Annotated in this window: 20 protein-coding genes and 1 pseudogene; 11 read left to right on the top strand and 10 right to left on the bottom strand. The window is 72.3% G+C overall.

Annotated elements, in window-relative coordinates:
• Genes AB0N14_RS22560 through AB0N14_RS22535 form a run of 6 tightly spaced genes read left to right on the top strand, consistent with a single transcriptional unit; the run spans nucleotide 1 to nucleotide 3,396 of the window.
• Entirely contained in the window at nucleotides 1–690 is a 690-nt protein-coding gene (locus AB0N14_RS22560; RefSeq protein ID WP_366027491.1) for a DNA primase, read from the top strand.
• Nucleotides 687–1,811 carry an SRPBCC family protein gene (locus tag AB0N14_RS22555; protein WP_366027490.1) on the top strand — a complete coding sequence of 375 codons (1,125 nt, stop codon included), beginning with the start codon at nucleotides 687–689 and terminating at the stop codon, nucleotides 1,809–1,811. The genes AB0N14_RS22560 and AB0N14_RS22555 overlap by 4 nt, the downstream gene beginning before the upstream one ends.
• Nucleotides 1,808–2,134 carry a gas vesicle protein gene (locus AB0N14_RS22550; protein ID WP_366027489.1) on the top strand — a complete coding sequence of 109 codons (327 nt, stop codon included), beginning with the start codon at nucleotides 1,808–1,810 and terminating at the stop codon, nucleotides 2,132–2,134. Before AB0N14_RS22555 ends, AB0N14_RS22550 begins: the two co-directional genes overlap by 4 nt.
• Nucleotides 2,131–2,919 (top strand): GvpL/GvpF family gas vesicle protein, encoded by a 789-nt coding sequence (locus AB0N14_RS22545; protein WP_366027488.1) that lies wholly within the window; start codon nucleotides 2,131–2,133, stop codon nucleotides 2,917–2,919. The genes AB0N14_RS22550 and AB0N14_RS22545 overlap by 4 nt, the downstream gene beginning before the upstream one ends.
• Nucleotides 2,916–3,110 carry a gas vesicle protein gene (locus AB0N14_RS22540; protein ID WP_366027487.1) on the top strand — a complete coding sequence of 65 codons (195 nt, stop codon included), beginning with the start codon at nucleotides 2,916–2,918 and terminating at the stop codon, nucleotides 3,108–3,110. The genes AB0N14_RS22545 and AB0N14_RS22540 overlap by 4 nt, the downstream gene beginning before the upstream one ends.
• A 1-nt stretch (nucleotide 3,111) precedes the next feature.
• Nucleotides 3,112–3,396 carry a gas vesicle protein K gene (locus AB0N14_RS22535; protein WP_366027486.1) on the top strand — a complete coding sequence of 95 codons (285 nt, stop codon included), beginning with the start codon at nucleotides 3,112–3,114 and terminating at the stop codon, nucleotides 3,394–3,396.
• 57 nt (nucleotides 3,397–3,453) lie between these two features.
• On the opposite strand, the gene AB0N14_RS22530 is transcribed toward AB0N14_RS22535, so the two are convergent.
• From AB0N14_RS22530 to AB0N14_RS22520, 3 genes are all read right to left on the bottom strand, one after another.
• Nucleotides 3,454–3,624, bottom strand: a complete 171-nt coding sequence (locus AB0N14_RS22530) for a hydrophobic protein (RefSeq protein WP_200417980.1) — start codon at nucleotides 3,622–3,624, stop codon at nucleotides 3,454–3,456.
• A 41-nt stretch (nucleotides 3,625–3,665) separates the two neighbouring features.
• Nucleotides 3,666–4,481: a class I SAM-dependent methyltransferase gene (locus AB0N14_RS22525; protein ID WP_366027485.1), complete on the bottom strand. Its 816-nt coding sequence runs from the start codon at nucleotides 4,479–4,481 to the stop codon at nucleotides 3,666–3,668.
• Nucleotides 4,482–4,674: 193 nt separating this feature from the next.
• The gene (locus tag AB0N14_RS22520; protein WP_366027484.1) at nucleotides 4,675–6,195 is read right to left on the bottom strand and encodes a phosphatase PAP2 family protein; all 1,521 of its coding nucleotides are present in this window, start codon (nucleotides 6,193–6,195) and stop codon (nucleotides 4,675–4,677) included.
• A 434-nt stretch (nucleotides 6,196–6,629) separates the two neighbouring features.
• Between AB0N14_RS22520 and AB0N14_RS22515 the strand changes: the two genes are divergently transcribed.
• Nucleotides 6,630–8,249: an ATP-binding cassette domain-containing protein gene (locus AB0N14_RS22515; RefSeq protein WP_366027483.1), complete on the top strand. Its 1,620-nt coding sequence runs from the start codon at nucleotides 6,630–6,632 to the stop codon at nucleotides 8,247–8,249.
• A gap of 40 nt (nucleotides 8,250–8,289) precedes the next feature.
• On the opposite strand, the gene AB0N14_RS22510 is transcribed toward AB0N14_RS22515, so the two are convergent.
• On the bottom strand, nucleotides 8,290–9,396 hold the full coding sequence (locus AB0N14_RS22510; RefSeq protein ID WP_366027482.1) for a Vms1/Ankzf1 family peptidyl-tRNA hydrolase: 1,107 nt from the start codon (nucleotides 9,394–9,396) through the stop codon (nucleotides 8,290–8,292).
• On the opposite strand from AB0N14_RS22510, the pseudogene AB0N14_RS22505 reads away from it, so the two are divergent.
• Nucleotides 9,376–9,742 (top strand): annotated as a pseudogene (locus AB0N14_RS22505) (DUF6158 family protein). The gene AB0N14_RS22510 and the pseudogene AB0N14_RS22505 sit on opposite strands and share 21 nt — an antisense overlap.
• 199 nt (nucleotides 9,743–9,941) lie before the next feature.
• Here the strand turns inward: AB0N14_RS22505 and AB0N14_RS22500 are convergent.
• The 5 genes from AB0N14_RS22500 to AB0N14_RS22480 form a co-directional block, all read right to left on the bottom strand.
• Nucleotides 9,942–10,481: a type 1 glutamine amidotransferase domain-containing protein gene (locus AB0N14_RS22500; protein WP_366027481.1), complete on the bottom strand. Its 540-nt coding sequence runs from the start codon at nucleotides 10,479–10,481 to the stop codon at nucleotides 9,942–9,944.
• Between the two features lie 5 nt (nucleotides 10,482–10,486).
• Nucleotides 10,487–11,182, bottom strand: coding sequence for a diguanylate cyclase (locus AB0N14_RS22495; protein ID WP_366027480.1), 696 nt, complete (start codon nucleotides 11,180–11,182; stop codon nucleotides 10,487–10,489).
• Nucleotides 11,179–11,619, bottom strand: a complete 441-nt coding sequence (locus AB0N14_RS22490; protein ID WP_366027479.1) for a CBS domain-containing protein — start codon at nucleotides 11,617–11,619, stop codon at nucleotides 11,179–11,181. Before AB0N14_RS22490 ends, AB0N14_RS22495 begins: the two co-directional genes overlap by 4 nt.
• An 86-nt stretch (nucleotides 11,620–11,705) precedes the next feature.
• Nucleotides 11,706–12,098, bottom strand: a complete 393-nt coding sequence (locus AB0N14_RS22485) for a DUF2795 domain-containing protein (RefSeq protein ID WP_366027478.1) — start codon at nucleotides 12,096–12,098, stop codon at nucleotides 11,706–11,708.
• A gap of 114 nt (nucleotides 12,099–12,212) precedes the next feature.
• Nucleotides 12,213–14,012, bottom strand: coding sequence for a thiamine pyrophosphate-requiring protein (locus AB0N14_RS22480; RefSeq protein ID WP_366027477.1), 1,800 nt, complete (start codon nucleotides 14,010–14,012; stop codon nucleotides 12,213–12,215).
• Between the two features lie 512 nt (nucleotides 14,013–14,524).
• On the opposite strand from AB0N14_RS22480, the gene AB0N14_RS22475 reads away from it, so the two are divergent.
• Complete coding sequence (locus AB0N14_RS22475) at nucleotides 14,525–15,319, top strand: RNA polymerase sigma factor SigF (protein ID WP_366027476.1); 795 nt, start codon at nucleotides 14,525–14,527, stop codon at nucleotides 15,317–15,319.
• Here the strand turns inward: AB0N14_RS22475 and AB0N14_RS22470 are convergent.
• The gene (locus AB0N14_RS22470) at nucleotides 15,316–16,428 is read right to left on the bottom strand and encodes a GAF domain-containing protein (RefSeq protein WP_366027475.1); all 1,113 of its coding nucleotides are present in this window, start codon (nucleotides 16,426–16,428) and stop codon (nucleotides 15,316–15,318) included. The two genes, AB0N14_RS22475 and AB0N14_RS22470, sit on opposite strands and share 4 nt — an antisense overlap.
• Nucleotides 16,429–16,558: 130 nt before the next feature.
• On the opposite strand from AB0N14_RS22470, the gene AB0N14_RS22465 reads away from it, so the two are divergent.
• Entirely contained in the window at nucleotides 16,559–17,305 is a 747-nt protein-coding gene (locus AB0N14_RS22465; protein WP_366027474.1) for a GAF and ANTAR domain-containing protein, read from the top strand.
• 124 nt (nucleotides 17,306–17,429) lie between these two features.
• The coding region (locus AB0N14_RS22460; RefSeq protein ID WP_366027473.1) for a hypothetical protein at nucleotides 17,430–18,028 on the top strand (599 nt) is incomplete at its 3' end.

Genomic DNA, 18,028 nt, shown 5'->3' with positions numbered 1-18,028 from the left:
ATGAACCGAACCGGACTGGGCCTCGCCGTAGGGGCCGGATATTTTCTGGGACGCACCAAGAAGCTGAAATTGGCGCTCGCGGTCGGCTCGTTGGTGGCCGGCAAGAAGCTCGACCTCGGCCCGCGGATGCTCGCGAACGTGGTGAACCAGCAGCTCATGAACAATCCGCAGTTCAAGGAGATCGGCGCCCAGTTGCGCCAGGACCTGCGAGGCGTCGGCAAGGCCGCCACCGGGGCCATGGTCGAGCGGCGGATGAACGCACTCGCCGACCGGCTGCACGACCGTACTGCCCAGATGCGCGACGAGCTGCCCGAGGCCGGCTCCGGCGAGGGCCGGGACGAGGACGGCGACCGCGCCGAGCGGGAGGACGACGACCGCGCCGAGCGGGAGGACGACGACCGCGCCGAGCGGGAGGACGACGACCGCGCCGAGCGGGAGGACGACGACCGCGCCGAGCGGGAAGGAGGCGACCGCTTGCCGCGCGGCGACAGCGACCGCGAGAGCCGGCGGGAGAAGCCGTCCGGCAAGAAGGCGGCCAAGAAGGCCCCGGGGAAGAAGGCCGCGGCGAAGAGGACGGCCCCCGCGAAGAAGGCGGTGGGCGGCTCGGCCGGCGCGGCCCGCAGGACGGCCGCGAAGAAGACCGCCGGCGCCCGCGGCGCGGGCTCGTCGAAGGGCGGTGACGACCGATGACCGAGACCCTCGGATCGGCGACCTCTGCGGCCGGCAAGGCCACGGGCGCGACCACGGACAACCCCTTGACGCACCTCGCCCGCAGCGAGGCCGCCGACCGGCTGAAGGCCGAGGCCCAGGAGTATCTCGCCGCGCAGGCCACGAAGCTGCTCACCGGCCTCGGCCGCAAGCTCGGCGAGACCACTCTCAAGCTCAACGACATCGCCGAAGGCAACAGCCCCGACTTCGCCAAGCTGGCGCTCGACGGCGGCCGCAAGCTGGCCGAGGGCAAAGGGCCGCTGCGCTCCGCCCTCGAACTCGGCGCCGCCCGCGCGAAGGACAACGTGAAGGAAGCCGTCAGCAACCTGGGGGGCGGCAAGGGCAGGAAGAAGGGCGGGGGCGGAAAGAAGCCCACCGTCATCATGGAGTCCGTCGATGTCGGCGTGCCGCTGCGCACGGCCTACGACCAGTGGACGCAGTACCAGGACTTCTCCACCTTCGCCAAGGGTGTCAAGAGCGCGAACAGCGCCGACGACACCCACTCCGACTGGCAGGCGAAAATCTTCTGGTCCAACCGCAGCTGGAAGGCGCACACCACCGAGCAGCTCGCCGACCGGCGCATCCAGTGGACGTCAGAGGGCGCCAAGGGCACCGCGAAGGGTGTCGTGACCTTCCACCCCTTGGGCGAGAACCTCACCCGGGTCCTGCTGGTCATGGAGTACTACCCGAGCGGCCTGTTCGAGAAGACCGGCAATCTGTGGCGGGCGCAGGGCCGCCGGGTCAGGCTGGATCTGAAGAACTTCGCCCGGTTCATCACCTTGAAGGGTGAGGCGGAGGACGGCTGGCGCGGCGAGATCCGTGACGGCGAGGTGGTCCACAGCCACGAGGACGCGGTGGCGGATGAGGAGGCCGAGGAGGCCGAGGAACCCCGCGCCGAGGACGAGAGCGCCGAGGACGAGAGCGCCGAGGACGAGAGCGCCGAGACGGAGGACGGGGAGGACGAAGAGGGCGAGGAGCTCCACCCGGACGAGGAGGAGCCGGAGGAGTACGCGGACGAGGAAGAAGGACCCTACGCGGACGCGGAGGGCGACGAGTACGCGGATGAGGAGCCCGGGGACGCCGCGCGCGGGGGCCGTCGATGACGACGCCCGGCCGGTTTCCCGAGCCGTACGGCGCCGGCAGTGGAGCCAACCTCGCCGACATCCTCGAACGCGTCCTCGACAAGGGCGTGGTGATCGCCGGCGACATCAGGATCAACCTGCTCGACATCGAACTGCTCACCATCAAGCTCCGCCTCGTCGTCGCCTCCGTCGACCGGGCGAAGGAGATGGGCATCGACTGGTGGGAGACCGACCCGGCGCTCTCGTCCCGCGCCCGCAACAACGAACTGGCCCGCCAGAACGCCGAGCTGCGCGACCGACTGGCCGAACTGGAGGGCGTACGCGGCGAGAAGGAGGCACCGTGAACGGACTGCGGTACGTGTACGCCGTCTGCCGCCCCTTTCGCGCGGCGCTCGAGGACGGCCCGGCGGGCGTCGCGGGCGTGCCGCCCAGGCAGTTGGCGCACGACGGTCTGGTCGCCGTCGTCAGCACGGTCCCCGAGGCGGAGTTCGCCGAGGAGCCGCTCCGTGCCCGTCTGGAGGACTTGGACTGGCTGGCCGCCACGGCCCGCGCCCACCAGGGCGTCGTGGACGCGCTCACCGCCGTCACCACGCCCCTGCCGTTGCGGCTCGCCACGGTGTTCCGGGACGACGGCGGTGTACGCGCGATGCTCCAGGAGCGCGCGGACGACTTCCACCGCGCCCTCGACCGCCTCGACGGACGGGTCGAATGGGGCGTCAAGGTGTATGCACAGGCGGAACAGGCGCAAGTGGCGGAAGGGGCCGGCAAGGCTGCCGAGCCGCCGCGGAAACCGGTCTCCGGCCGGGACTACCTGCGGCAGCGTCGTGTGAGCCGACAGGCCCACGGGGAAATGCGGGAGAACACCGAACGGTTCGCGCGCCGGCTGCACGAGAATCTTTCCGGCTGCGCCGAGGATTTCCGTCTGCACGCCCCGCAGAATCCCGCGCTCTCCGGTTCTTCAGGTCGCAATGTGCTCAACGCGGCTTATCTGGTGCCGCGTTCGGAGTCCGAGGCGTTCGTGACAAAAGTCGACCAGGAGAAAAGCGGAATTACCGGGGTGCGGGTCGAACTCACCGGGCCCTGGGCGGCGTACTCGTTCAGTGGTGTCGAAGGGCGGGAGGGGGCGTGACCGCCGGCGGACTCCAGCACCGTCAGGTCGCCCTGGTGGACCTGCTCGACCGGCTGCTGGCCGGCGGCGTCGTCATCACCGGCGACCTCACCCTGCGCATCGCGGACGTCGACCTCGTCCGCATCGACCTCAACGCGCTGATCAGCTCGGTCGGCGACCAGGTGCCGGCCCCCTGGCCGGAGGAGCGGTGACATGAGCAACGGACGCAACCGACTCGACCTGGAACCCGACACCGTGGAGCGTGACCTGGTCAAGCTCGTGCTGACCGTCGTCGAGCTGCTGCGCCAGCTCATGGAGCGACAGGCGCTGCGCAGGTTCGACACCGGCGAACTCACCGAGGACCAGGAGGAGCGCATCGGGCTCACCCTGATGCTCCTCGAGGACCGTATGGCGGAGCTCCGGGAGCGCTACGGACTGCGGCCCGAGGACCTGAATCTGGACCTCGGGCCGCTTGGATCGTTGCTTCCGCGGGAGTGATCGCCGAAGGATCACGGGAATCAGGTGCCCGGGCGGATCACCGCCCGGGCACCTGATTCACCAGCGATACCATCGGCCCCGTCCGCCGGCCGCCGTAGTGCCGCGGGCCAGGAAGCCCACGAGCCAGACGACCAGCACCGCCAGGGCGATCCACCACAGTGCCTTCACGGCGAATCCGACGCCGAAGAGAATCACGGCCAGAAGAAGAACGAGCAGGATCGGAACCATAGTCACACCTCCTGCCGTTCATGTTTCCCGAACAGCGGGAATCAGGCCTCTTTTCGGCAGAGAATTTCTCCGTGCAGCACCGAGAACCATCCGTCCTCGTGCCGGCCCCATTCCCGCCAGGCCGCCGAAAGGGCCCTCAGGTCTTCCGTGGTCGCATGGCCACCACACGTCGCCCGGTCGGCGTATGCCGAGGCGAGCGTACGGTCCGCCCACAGCCCGCTCCACCAGGCCCGCTCCTCGGCGGTGGCGAAGGTCCAGGTGCCGGAGGTGGCGGTGACGTCCCTGATGCCCGCCCGCAGCGCCCAGGACTTCAGGCGCCGCCCCGCGTCGGGCTCGCCGCCGTTGGCGCGGGCGACCCGCTCGTACAGGTCCAGCCAGTCGTCCAGGCCCTGCGAGGCCGGGTACCAGGTCATGGCTCCGTAGTCGGCGTCGCGCGCGGCGATGAAACCACCCGGCCGGGTGACCCGGTGCATCTCGCGCAGCGCCTGCACCGGGTCACCCACGTGCTGGAGCACCTGGTGGGCGTGGACCACGCAGAACGTGTCGTCCGGGTAGTCCAGCGCGTGCACGTCCGCGACCGCGAAGTCCACGTTGGTGACCCCGCGGGCGTCGGCCGCCGCCCGGGCCTGGTCCAGGATCTCCGGGGCGCGGTCGACGCCGGTGACATGACCGTCGGGAACCAGGGCCGCCAGGTCCGCGGTGATGGTGCCCGGCCCGCAGCCGATGTCCAGGATCCTCATGTGCGGCTTCAGCGAGCCGAGGAGGTACGCCGCGGAGTTGGCGGCGGTCCGCCAGGTGTGCGAGCGCAGCACGGATTCGTGGTGGCCGTGCGTGTAGACGGCCGTCTCCTTCGGCATGACGATCCTCTTCCCCTCGTACGGACCCCGGGCGTCGCCGCGGGGCGGTACGCGTCACGGTAGGCGATCACGCCGAATAATGAGACTGTCATCTTGCTATGTGGACAGAGCAGACGGCTGGGCCGTACGGGCACGCGTGGTCCGAAGTCGACTGAAACCGACTGAGGTCGACTGGAGCCGGGTGGCACTGGGGTCAGTCGGCGGGAAGCGGCCGGTAGACGGTCAGCGCCTCGGGCAGGGCCTCGAGGGTCACCTCGCCCTGGACGGCGGTGACCTCTCCGTCGTAGGCGAGGAGGGTGCCGGGGGCGACCCCGTCCAGGTGCAGTCGCCGGACCCGTAGGGCAGCGTGGAACGGCGAGCGCGACAGTGGGCCCGCGAACGCGGCCGCCAGCAGACGGGCGGCGGGCCGGCGCCCGCCGTGCACGACCCGCACGTCGAGCAGCCCGTCGGCCAGGTCGTAGCGGCGGCCGGGCACCAGGCCCATGCGGTGGTAGGTGCCGTTGCCCGCGAACAGCAGCCACAGCGGGTGGGTGCGGTCGCCGACGCGTACGGCCAGGGGGTGGCGGTCGGCCCGCAGGACGCGCCAGGCGGCGAGCACACCGGCCGGCCAGCCGCCGATCCGTGGGGACCAGCGTTCCCGCTCGCGCACCAGCTCCGGGTACACGCCGAGGCTGCAGGTGTTGAGGAAGCAGCCCTCGGTCTCACCCGAGGTGAACCGGCCCACGTCGACCCGGACGGCGTCGCCTCGCGTAAGGGCGCCCACCAGGTCACGGGGGTCCTCCACGCCGAGGTCCAGCGCGAAGTGGTTGAGGGTGCCGCCGGGCAGCACGGCGAGCGGGAGGCCGTGGCGCAGGGCGACGCCGGCCGCCGTGTTCACCGTGCCGTCGCCGCCGCACACGCCCAGGACGCGGGCGCGGGCGGCCGCCTTCTCCAACTCGGTGCGCACCTCGGGCGGTTCGCACTCCACGGTCTCCGCGCCGGGGAGCGCGTCCGTGAGGGCCTGTACCCGGTCCCAGGTCGCCGCGCCCTTGTTCACGACGACCACGAGCCCCGTGCCGTCGCCGAGCGCGGGCGCGAGGGGTTCCGGCGAGGCGGCGGCCTCGAGGGAGCGCCGGCGGTCGGGCGGCGGCAGCAGATCGCGGGTCGGGACGAGGCCCCGTACGGCGTAGGCGGCGCCCACACCCAGGGCCGCGCCCGCGAGGACGTCGCTCGGGAAGTGGACGCCGGTGTAGACACGGGAGACGGCGACGGCGGTCGCGAGCGGCGCGACGGCGGCACCCCAGCCACGCGACTCCAGCGCGACACCGGTGGCGAAGGCGGCGGCCGAGGCGGAGTGGCCGGACGGGAAAGATGTCGTGATCGGCTGCCGCTTGAGCCGGCGCACGGCCGGGACCGGATCGAGGACGGGACGGGGGCGGCGGACCGAGCGCTTGCCGAGGGTGTTGATGGTGGCGGAGGCGAGCGCGAGGGAGGCGACACCGCGGGCGGCCGCGCGGCGGGCCCGGGGGCTGCGGGTGGCGGCGAGGGCGGCGGCGGTGGCGAACCACAGCACTCCGTGGTTGGCGGCCCGGCTAAGGCGGGGGAGCAGGGGGTCGGCGCCGGGCCAGTGGCGGGCGGCGACGGACTCGAACAGCCGGCAGTCGAGGCCGAGGAGGCGGTCGCGGAGGGGGTGCGGGCCGGGTGGCTGGGTGGTGAGGTCGACATCAGGGCTCATGGCCCTGCGGGTACCCCGACGAAGGCTTTTCGCCCCCGCCGCCCCTACCCGTCCCACCCCCAGGGGCTCCGCCCCTCCAACCCCGGCGGGGCTCCGTCCCTAACCCCGGACTGCGTCCTTAACCCCGGCGGGGACTGCGTCCTTAACCCCGGAGGGGACTGCGTCCTTAACCCCGGGGGGGGCTCCGCCCCTGCACCCCGCTGAGGCTCCGCCCCAGACCCCGTTCGGGGGCCGGCCCCCGGGCCCCCGCTCCTCAAACGCCGGAGGGGCGTCCGGGGGTCCCCCTGCTCCAAGAGCTTGGGGGAGTTCGAGGACGAGGCCGTTCAGGCCGAAGCGGGGGTCTGGGGGCGCAGCCCCCAGGGACGGGAAGGGTAGGGGCGGCGGGGGCGAAAACCCTTTGCTCGACTTCGGCGCGGCCGCTCACAATGCGCCCCATGGGACACCTTGAAGCCGCGCACCTCGAGTACCACCTCCCCGACGGGAGGACCCTGCTCGGCGACGTGTCCTTCCGCGTCGGTGACGGCACCGTCGTCGCACTCGTCGGCCCCAACGGCGCGGGCAAGACCACCCTGTTGCGCCTGCTCTCCGGCGAGCTGAAACCCCACTCCGGCACCGTCACCGTCACCGGCGGCCTCGGCGTCATGCGACAGTTCGTCGGATCCGTCCGCGACGACACGACCGTACGCGACCTCCTCGTCTCGGTCGCCCCGCCCCGCATCCGCGAAGCGGCCCGCACCGTCGACACCGCCGAGCACGCCATCATGACCGTCGACGACGAGGCCGCCCAGCTCCGCTACGCGCAGGCGCTCGCCGACTGGGGCGAGGCCGGCGGCTACGACGCCGAGACCCTGTGGGACATCTGCACCACCGCCGCACTCGGCGTCCCCTACGACAAGGCCCAGTGGCGCCAGGTCCGCACCCTCTCCGGCGGCGAGCAGAAACGGCTCGTCCTGGAGGCCCTGCTGCGCGGCGGCGACGAGGTCCTGCTCCTCGACGAGCCCGACAACTACCTCGACGTACCCGGAAAACGGTGGCTCGAGGAACGGCTGGCCGAGACCCGCAAGACGGTCCTGTTCGTCTCCCACGACCGCGAACTCCTCGCCCGCGCCGCCGAGAAGATCGTCACCGTGGAGCCCGGGCCGGCCGGCGCCGACGCCTGGGTGCACGGTGGCGGCTTCGCCACGTACCACGAGGCCCGCCGCGAGCGGTTCGCCCGTTTCGAGGAGCTGCGCCGCCGCTGGGACGAGAAGCACACCCAGCTGAAGAAGCTGGTGCTGAACCTCCGCCAGGCGGCCACCGTGAGCCACGAGCTGGCGTCCCGTTACCAAGCCGCCCAGACCCGGCTGAGGAAGTTCGAGGAGGCCGGCCCGCCACCGGAGCCGCCGCGCGAGCAGAACATCACCATGCGGCTCAAGGGGGGCCGTACCGGCGTACGGGCCGTGAACTGTCAGGGGCTCGAACTGACCGGGCTGATGAAACCGTTCGACCTCGAGGTCTTCTACGGCGAACGCGTCGCCGTCCTCGGCTCCAACGGCTCCGGCAAGTCGCACTTCCTGCGCCTCCTCGCCGGTGACGACGTCGCCCACACCGGGCAGTGGAAGCTCGGCGCACGGGTCGTACCGGGCCACTTCGCCCAGACCCACGCCCATCCGGAGCTCCAGGGCCGCACCCTCCTCGACATCCTCTGGAAGGAGCACGCCCAGGACCGCGGCGCCGCCATGTCCCGGCTGCGGCGCTACGAGCTGACGGGCCAGGCCGAGCAGCACTTCGACCGGCTCTCCGGCGGCCAGCAGGCCCGGTTCCAGATCCTGCTGCTGGAACTCGAGGGGGCGACCGCGCTGCTGCTCGACGAGCCGACCGACAACCTCGACCTGGAGTCCGCCGAGGCGCTCCAGGAGGGGCTCGACAGCTTCGAGGGCACGGTCCTCGCCGTCACCCACGACCGCTGGTTCGCCCGCTCCTTCGACCGCTATCTCGTCTTCGGCGCCGACGGTCGGGTACGGGAGACATCGGAGCCCGTGTGGGACGAACGCAGAGTGGAACGCGCACGCTAGGTGCACGCCCGGCGCATGCCGCGTGGGGTGGGCGCGCCGCCTACGCCCAGCGCAGCAGCGCGCCCACTCCGCCCACCGGGCCTTCCTGGCTCCTGGCGGCCGTCACCGAGACGGCCGCCGCGCCCGTCTCCACCGCGGAACGCAGCAGCGCGTCGTCCGCGCGGGCCGACCACGCGTGCCGCTCGCCCACCGCCTCGAGGTCCGTGCGGCGCACCGCTACCTGGTCCGGGTCCTCGCCGATCCAGACCTCACGGCGGGTGTCCGGGCCGTCCGGATCGATCAGGAGTTCGTCGATACGGTGTTCGCGTGCCGCCTCGATCACCGCCGGCACACCCTCGACCGCGCCCGCACGACCCTCCTCGTCCGGTGCCCGGGCGGCAAGGAAGCGCTCCAGCTCCTGTTCGGCGCGGCGCCGCACGTGCTCGGTGCGGATCCGCTCCACCTCCTCGTCCAGCAGTCGGCTCCCCGCACCGTGCGTCGTCTCGGCCACCTGGTCCTGGAGCCGGCGCGGCAGCCGCTCGTGCACCGAGCGCCGTTCGCGCTGCTCGCCGACCAGGACCACCAGGTCGGCGCCGGTCTCCTCCTGGCAGACGGCGAGCGCGTCCGCGATCTCCGCCGCGTTGTGCTCCCAGGTGTTCTCCACACGCAGCTGGAAATGGCGCACCGACCAGTCGGCGCTGCTCGTACGGTGCAGCGGGTGCTGCTTCCCGGTCACCGACCCGGCCTCCCGGCTGCCCAGGGCCCCTCGCAGCTCGAACTCGGCGCCCTTGCGGTCGATGTACGCCACCACGCACACCGGTTCCTCGTTCGCGAGCTCCAGCAGCGGCGCCGTGTGCGGCAGCGTGGCCCACAGCGCGGAGGAGCCCTGCGGCGGCGCGGCGAGCGGCGGATCGAGGGCCACCTCGCCCGCACGGGCGAACAGGGCCCTGCCGTGCGGCTCGGGGGAGTGGGCCAGGTCCTCGACCGCGGACTGCACGGCCCGGCACGTCGGCTCGTCCGCGCCCTGCTCGGCGAGCTCCCGGTACAGGGACTGAGCGGTCAGAGAGCGTTCGTGAGGCGTGGACTCCGTATGCCGGGAGGTGTCGACGTATACGGAGGCCCAGGGGCCGGGATGTTCGTACAGTGGATGGAGAAAAGCGAGATCCATGGCTCCCTCCCGGATGCCGCTCGGGGTATTGCTTTTCCGGGCGGGTACCCGGACCGCACCGACGAACACGACGAGCGGGGTACCACCAATGACCGGAGTCGACCCGGGCCGGCTGACCGACCAGCAGCTCATGAAGGAGCTGGAGACGATCCACCGCACGCGCCACGACACGCTGCTCTACGGCTCGAACGACGCGCTGCGCGCGCACAACGACCGGATGGCGCAACTGGAGGGCGAATACCTCCGCCGCCATCCGCGCCGCCCGACCGCGGCCGGCCGCACCCGTGACGGCGCCCGGGAGCGCGGCACCTGTGAAGAACCCCAGGAAGCCGAACCGACCCGCTGACCGCCTGCGAGAGGACCCGCCCCGCGGCCCCGATGGGGGGCCGCGGGGCGGGTCGTTTCCGCGTGTTCCGCCGGTTTGACGATGGTTACGGTTGTGCTTCCGACGATGCATGCCTTCGGTTCACACGTCTCGGTTTTCCATGTCTCGCTCAGACGTGCAGGCGATGCAGGCGATGCAGGCGATGCAGGCGTGCAAGTGTTCAAGCGTTCTGGCCGGTGAACTCCGTCAGGATCGCCTCGTCGAACGCCTTCAGATCGTCCGGCTTCCGGCTGGTGATCAGCACGTTGCCGTCGCGGTCGATGTGCACCTGCTGGTCGACCCAGGTGCCGCCCGCGTTGCGGATGTCCGTCTTCAGGCTCGGCCACGACGTCAGGGTGCGGCCCCGTACGACGTCGGCCTCGATCAGCGTCCAGGGGCCGTGGCAGATCGCGGCGACCGGCCGCCCCTGGTCGAAGAACGCGCGGACGAACCTCACCGCCTGCTCGTCCGTCCGCAGGAAGTCGGGGTTCGCCACCCCGCCCGGCAGCACCAGCCCGTCGAAGGACTCGGCCTGCACCTCACCGACCACCGCCTCCACCGGGAACGTGTCCGCCTTGTCCAGGTGGTTGAACGCCTGCACCTGTCCCGGCTTCGTCGACACCAGGACCGGCTGGTGGCCGGCGTCCTTCACCGCCTGCCAGGGCTCGGTGAGTTCCACCTGCTCCACGCCCTCGGGCGCGGTCAGGAACGCGATACGCATGATGTTCACAGTCCTTTCTCTGCCTGTGTGTGCCATATGGCTGCCTGCCACACGGCCTCGTCGCCCGCTTCCTCCTGCGCCTTCTCGTCGCGCGCGCGGCGCCGTGCGGCCCGGACACAGCGCAGCAACTCCTCGCCGTAGGGCAGGGCCACACACGCGCCGATCGCCGCCGCGATGCCCACGACATAGCCCCGTGGCAGCGGCCGGCGCCGCCGGACCAGCCGCCAGGCGCGCGGGTCGCCCCGGCCGCCGCGCAGCAGCGACCGCACCTGGTCGGCGTGCAGACACCCGAGCGCGGCGAGTGCCGCGAACGGCAGCGACTCCAGGAAGCTGTGAATGTGCTGCTCCACCGGCTTGACCTCACGGTCGCTGTCCTCGGCGGTGCGCACGTCCCACAGCGCGGTCGCCTCGTGCACCGCGGTCCCGGCCAACTGCGCGCACAGCAGCAGCGGGTTGACCTCGTAGCGCAGGGTGAGCGCGATGGGCATGCCCACCTCGGTCATCATCAGCGCGTGGATCAACGACTCCTTCGTGCCGGACGTGTCCTCGATCCCGGTGCGCCGGTGCATCAGCCAGTCGGCGAGGCCCGGCGCGAACCAGAACGGCAGCAGCCCGTACAGCAGGTAGCGGGTCGTCGCGTCGCCGACGTCCACGGTGGCGCCGTACGCACTGACCCGGCCGGCCCGGCCCCGGCGGCTCACGCGGGCACCCCGCCGCGCCCGCCTCCGGGCTCGGCCTGGCTGATGGCCGCGAGCGCCGACGTCGGGTCCTGCGCGACGGCCAGGTCGCCCAGGCTCACCATGCCCACCGGCCGGCCGTCCTCGACGACCGGCAGCCGGCGGACGGCGTGCCCTCGCATCAGGTCCACGGCCGTGGCCACGGGATCGTCGGGGCCGACCACCACCGGGTCGGGGGTGCACACCGCACGGGCGCTCACGGTCAGCGGGTCCGCGCCGTCCGCGACGGCCCGCAGCGCGATGTCACGGTCCGTGAGTACGCCGACGACGTGCCCGTCCTCGGCGACCAGGACGTCCCCGATGTCCTCGGCGCGCATCAGCTGCGCCGCCTCCACCAGTGAGGCGTCCGGGAGGACCGCCACGACGCCCGGCGTCATGACCTCCCTGACGAAATCAGCCATGGCCTGCTGTCCTTTCCTGCTTCCCCCGGCCGGCAGGGGGTGGTGTGTCGGCGGGACGACGCCCGCAGTACCCGCGTGTCGGACACCTATGCGCTCCGGCCCGTCCCTTCGCCGCCCACGATCGCCTCCGCGAGCTCCTGCGCGTTGGCGTAGCGCGACGAGCGCGGCAGCCGCTCCAGGGGGGCGACCAGCGCGTCCGGGGCGTGGTGGCGGCGCAGGGCGTCGATCAGCTCGGGCGGGCGGCCCGGGAACGCCGTACGCCCCAGGATCCGTGCCAGCTCGAAGCGCACATCGGCCACGGACCGCGCGCCGCCCGGAATCACCGGACCAGCCCACACCGCCGGGTCGTCGTCGGCGGTCGGCTCGGGGTCGTGCCACTCCTCGGTCCGCGTCGGGTGGCCCGAGCGCAGCAGCCCCTGGAGTTCGTGCTTCATCTCGTCGTCGCGGTGGACGTTCAGCCGGTCGCTGCCTCGCTGCATGAGTCCCTCCATATGTCGCGTGGCCCCCGCGTGTACCCGAGGGGCGGCGGTCGACACGGCCGTCCGGCAGGTGATGGTCCGCTTTCGGCCGTGTTCGGGTCCCGATACGGCCCCTCACGACTCCTTGTCGCCGCGTCCGGGCAGGAACTCCTGCATCTTCGCCTTGAACCCCTGGCGGATCATCCCGAGGCGGTCCGCGTCGCCCTTCAGGACCGAGGCCGCCGTGGCCTGCATCTGCTCCCAGCTGGCGTGCGGCGGGATCGGCGGCACCGCCGGGTCGGTCAGGAACTCGACGACCGCCGGGCCGTCCGCCTCCAGCCCCGCGCGCCAGCCCGCCTCCACGTCCTCGGGCTTCTCCACCCGGACGCCGGTCAGGCCCAGGGACCGGGCGAAGGCGGCGTACTGCACGTCGGGGATCTCCTGCGACGGCAGGAACGACGGGGCGCCCTCCATCGCGCGCATCTCCCACGTCACCTGGTTGAGGTCGTGGTTGTTCCACACGCCCACCACCAGCCGCGGGTCCTCCCAGCGGTCCCTGTACTTCGCCGCCGTGATCATCTCCGCGAGGCCGTTCATCTGCATCGCACCGTCACCGACCAGCGCGACCACCGGCCGGTCGGGGTGGGCGAACTTCGCGCCGATCGCATAGGGGACCCCGCTGCCCATCGTCGCCAGCGTCCCGGACAGCGACCCGCGCATACCGGGCCGCATCGTCAGGTGCCGTGCGTACCAGTTCGCCACCGAACCCGAGTCGGAGGTGACGATCGCGTTCTGCGGCAGCATCGGGTCCAGGGCGCGGGCCACGTACTCCGGGTTGATCGGGTCCGCGGACAGCTCCGCCCGCTTCTGCATGACCTCGTGCCAGCGGGCCACGTTCGCGCACACGGTCTCGAACCACTCGCGGCCGCGGTCCTTGTCCAGCAGCGGGATCAGGCGCTGCAGGGTCGCCCTGGCGTCGCCGACGAGGTTCACCTCGTACGGGTAGCGCATGCCGATCATGTGCGGGTCGATGTCGATCTGCACGGCCCGCGCCTTGCCGAACTCCGGCAGGAACTGCGTGTACGGGAACGACGAGCCGATGGTGAGCAGGGTGTCGCAGTCGCGCATCAGCTCGTACGACGGGCGGGTGCCCAGCAGACCGATCGAGCCGGTGACGTACGGCAGCTCGTCGCTGAGCACGTCCTTGCCGAGCAGTGCCTTCGCCACGCCCGCGCCCAGCAGCTCGGCGATCTGCTGCACCTCGGTCACCGCGCCGGCCGCGCCCTGGCCGATCAGGATGGCCACCTTGTCACCGGCGTTGAGGACCTCCGCGGCCCTCTCCAGGGACTCCTGCGCCGGGACCGCCGTCCAGGCGCCGCGGCCGAGGCTCGAGGGGACCATCTTGAACTCGTGCGTCGGCGGCGAGTAGTCCAGCTCCTGCACGTCACCGGGGATGATCAGGGCCGTGGGGGCGCGGCGCGCGTACGCGGTGCGGATCGCGCGGTCGAGGACGTTCGGCAGCTGCTCGGGGACCATCACGGTCTCCACGAAGTCCGAGGCCACGTCCTTGAAGAGGGTGTGCAGGTCGACTTCCTGCTGGTAGGAGCCGCCCATCGCCGTGCGGTGCGTCTGGCCGACCAGCGCGAGCACGGGCACGTGGTCGAGCTTGGCGTCGTACAGGCCGTTGAGCAGGTGGATCGCGCCGGGTCCCGAGGTGGCCGCGCACACACCGAGACGGCCGCTGAACTTGGCGTAGCCGACCGCCTCGAACGCGGCCATCTCCTCGTGTCGTGCCTGCAGGAACCGGGGCCGGTCCTCGGCGCGGCCCCAGGCGGCGAGCAGCCCGTTGATGCCGTCGCCGGGGTAGCCGAAGACTTGCTCCACGCCCCATTCGCGCAAGCGCGCGAGGACGTGGTCGGCGACCTTGGTGGCCATCGGGAACCTCCCGTGGGAAGAGGGGGCGTACGGATCGCACCTGTCGAGTCACCCGGCCGATGCCGGGAAAACCTGCCGCCGGGACGGGCGAGCCCGGGGCGCCGCCGCGAAGGCACCGCGAGGTGTCCGGGCGCGGAGGGGAGGCGGCACCCCTGCGAAGCCGTACGGGGCGGACGCCTTGCGGAGCCTTGCGGGGTGGCACGGCTGCGGAACCGTGCAGGGTGGACGCCCCGCGGAGCCGCCGAGGATGCCGGGCGGGACGGCTCTAGCGCGGTACCTCTCTCGCGGTGCCGACGCGGGGCCGTGATGCGGGGCCGTAAGAGTTTCGAAAGACCGGTGTTTGCGGCGAATGCGCCCGGGCAGGCGCGACTCAGTGCTTCGGACAGGAGGCACGTCCGTGGGAGCGGTGAATCACGCCACGGTGTGCCCTGTCGCACCCGCCCGCCCCCTCCCACGGTGACCGTCCACCCAAGGCACCCAGCAAGGCACCAGCAAGGGAGTTGCGACGCACCATGCAAAACCGAGCTAGCGTGAAGCACCACCCCCACGACGACGCCCCCGACACGACGGAGGCCTTCCGCACGCTCGCCTCGCTTCCCCAGGGCCCCGAGCGCGACGCGCTCCGCGACGAGATCGTCGAGGCATGGCTGCCCATGGCCGAACGGCTCGCGGGCCGCTTCCGCAGCCGCGGCGAGAGCTTCGAGGACCTGCGTCAGGTCGCGTGCCTCGGCCTGGTCAAGGCCGTGGACCGGTACGACCCGGAGCGCGGACACGCCTTCGAGAGCTATGCCGTCCCCACCGTCACCGGTGAGATCAAGCGGCACTTCCGCGACCACATGTGGACCCTGCACGTGCCGCGGCGCGTCCAGGACCTGCGCAACCGCGTCCGTTTCGCCGTCCAGGACCTGTCGCAGACCGTCTCGGGCCGCCGGCCCACCGTCGCCGAGATCGCCGAGCACGCCGACATGAGCGAGGAGGACGTCCTGGTAGGCCTCGAGGCCCTGGAGAGCTTCACGGCGCTCTCCCTGGACGCCGAACTGCCCGGCAGCGAGGACGGGTACTCGCTCGGCGACTCGCTCGGCTCGCCCGACCCGGCGCTCGACACCGTCGTGGACCGCGAGGCGGTCAAGCCCCGCCTCAAGGCCCTCCCGGAGCGTGAACGCGCCATCCTGTACATGCGTTTCTTCGACGACATGACCCAGAGCAGCATCGCGGAGCGCCTCGGAATCTCCCAGATGCACGTCTCCCGCCTGATCAGCCGCTGCTGCTCCCGGCTGCGCGAGCAGGTGATGCGTGACGCCGTCTAACCGACGGCCCGCAGGGCCAGCGCCATGTGACGGGACATCATGTCCATCGCCTGCGCCTCCGCCATCGAGAACGCCGGCCGGGCCCCGCTGCGGAACAGCGTGAGCACTCCCCGCACGGTGCCCCCGTCGGTGAGCGGCACGCACAGCAGGGATGTCACGTTCGCGCGGATGAGGACGGGGGCCCCCGAGGCGTCACGTCCGAAGGCCTCCGGGTCCTCCGGCCGCACCCGCAGGACCGTGGATCCGCCGCGCGCCGCCTCGACGACGAGGGGGCACCCGGCGGGGTCCTGCGCGACCAGCGCGTCCACGTCCTCACCGGGCGGCCCCAGTACCGCCGTACGGGTCAGGCGCCCGTCTCCCGCGTCCGCCACCACCCAGTCCGCGAACCGGCCGTGCAGCACCCGGGCCGCCCGCTCCAGGACGGCCCCGGCCGGCGCGGCGAGCAGCGCACTTGTCATCGCGTCCAGCAGGTCCATCAGCGCCGCGTGCCGAGTGGTCTCGGTCAGTTTCGGGATGCCGCCGGGCGGGGTGTGCTCGCCGGCCGGCACTGGGGTGTCCGCGGGCTGCAGCACCACCATGACCGCCGTGCGCGGCTCCCCGCTCGGCCGCACCGCGACCAGCGTCGCCCGTACCGGCACCGACGGATGCTGCGGCAGACGTACCGCCATGCTGCGGTCACCCTCGCCGCGCGCCACCGCGGCCGTCTGCGAACGGAACGCCGCCCGGTCGGCGTGGGCCAGAAGTCCGGTCAGCGGGCGGCCCGTCGCATAGCCCGCGCGGACCCCGGTGAAGGAGATGGCCGCGAAGTTCAGCCTCCGCACCACCGTCTCCCGGTCCACCAGCGCGACCGGCACCGGGAGCCGCTGGAAGAGGCTCTTGAGCAGCTGCTGCTCCTGGCGCTCACCGGAACCGGCCGGGGCGGCCCCCGCCCCCGTGGACAGCCGCTGGTACCACGGCCACAACTGACCCGCGACATGGTCGAGTTCGAAGATCGCCGCGTCGAGCACCGCCGGCAGGTCGTCCCTGGGTATGGCACGAGCCGCCTTGAGTTCCGCCACCCGGCGGACGAAATCCGCCAGCTCTTCACCGAATTCCTCCGTCTGCGCCATGCGACGAACCTAACCGGTGCCTAACCGGTACGGAGTGCTTCCGAGGACTCGCGCACGGAACCGGCCACGTCGTCACGGACGCCGTTTTCCAGCGGGGTGAGCGGGCAGCCGCCCGAAGAGGAGGTGAAGAATGCCGGAGACCGGACAACTCGGTTACCAACCGGAGGCTTACCACCTGACGGCCGAATCCCCCGAGTCCGCCCTCCCGGGGCGCCGGCTGTCGGAACTCGTCGAACAGGCCGCGCGGTGCGCCCCCGGCTGTTGCGGTGCCAGCACCACGGTCGCGGAAGGCGGTGTCGAGGGCGGCACGGACCGGCCCGCCGCCGTCACCCACCCCGATCTCGCCCCGCTCGTCACCGTCCAGCTCCGCAGCGGCGACGGGCCGATCCCGGCGGCCCTGGAGTCGGGTGAGCCCGTCGAGGCATTCGACCTGCTGCGCGAGGAGCGCTGGCCGGAGTACCGCGCCTTCGCCCTCGACGCCGGCATACGGTCCAGCGTCACGATTCCCTTCCGGCGGTCCGGGCTGGCCGTCACGCTCAGCCTCTACAGCTTCCGGCCCGGGACCCTGAAGGGCGCCCCGCACGGCCCCGCCCGGGTGCTCGGCGACCTCGCCGTGGGCTGCCTGGTGCGCGACCGCTCCTACCGTGCCGCCCTCACGGAACTCGACCAGCTCGGCGCCGCCCTGCGCTCACGGCCCGTCGTCGACCAGGCGTGCGGGATCGTGATGCACGTCCTCGGCTGTGACGCCGAGACGGCCTTCCAGGTGCTGCGCCGCATCTCCCAGGGCGCCAACCGCAAACTCGCCGACGTCGCCGCCGGCGTCGTGGACAAGCGGGGCCGCGGCCTGGAGCGGGAGCTGCTCTCGCTGGCCGGCTGACCCCTTGGTGCGCGGCCTGCCCGTCACCCGCACGGCGGTGCCGGTCGCGCGAATGGGGCACGGCCGCGCGCGAGCCCCGGCCGGGCGGGCTGTCATGGAGGAACCCGGCCGAAGGAGCCTGCCCATGTGCTGCACTGCCCGAGTCCTGTCCGTCGCCGCTCTGGCCGGTGCCGCTCTGGGCGCCGTCGCCCCGAACGCGTCCGCCGATTCGTCCGCCGACGTCACCCCGCGCTCCGTCGCGCCCGGCGACATGGTGACCGTCTCGGTGTCCTGCGACGCGGTCGGCGCCGGCCTGCCCGACGCCATCGAGGGCGCCTCCCAGGCCTTCGAGGGGGGCAGGATGCGGCTGCACCGGGTCGACCGCGACGACGACGATGACTGGACCGAACGCCGGCGCGGCGTCCGCTACCGCGGCACGGCCCGCGTCCCGGTCGGCGGGAGCGTACACGCCATCGCCGAACTGGCCGGCCGCGAGGCGTCGTGGGGCGTCGACGGACGGTGCCCGGGGGGCCCTGGGGGCCGTGAAAGGCCGTGGACCGTCTCGTTCACCGTGTACTGGGAGGGCCACGGCCACCACCACGACGGTGACGCCCCGCCGAGCGCAAGGCAGCAGGAGGAGGGGGAGACGCAGCAGTCGGGGAAGCAGCAGGGCGAGGGGCAGTCTCAGGGGTCTGGGAGGCAGCAGGGGGACGGTCAGGGCAAGCAGCAGGGGGACGGTCAGTC

The sequence above is a fragment of the Streptomyces sp. NPDC051104 genome, assembly GCF_040682835.1.
GTDB classification, from domain to species: Bacteria; Actinomycetota; Actinomycetes; order Streptomycetales; family Streptomycetaceae; genus Streptomyces; species Streptomyces cynarae.
This window is presented reverse-complemented; position numbering and strand designations above follow the sequence as displayed.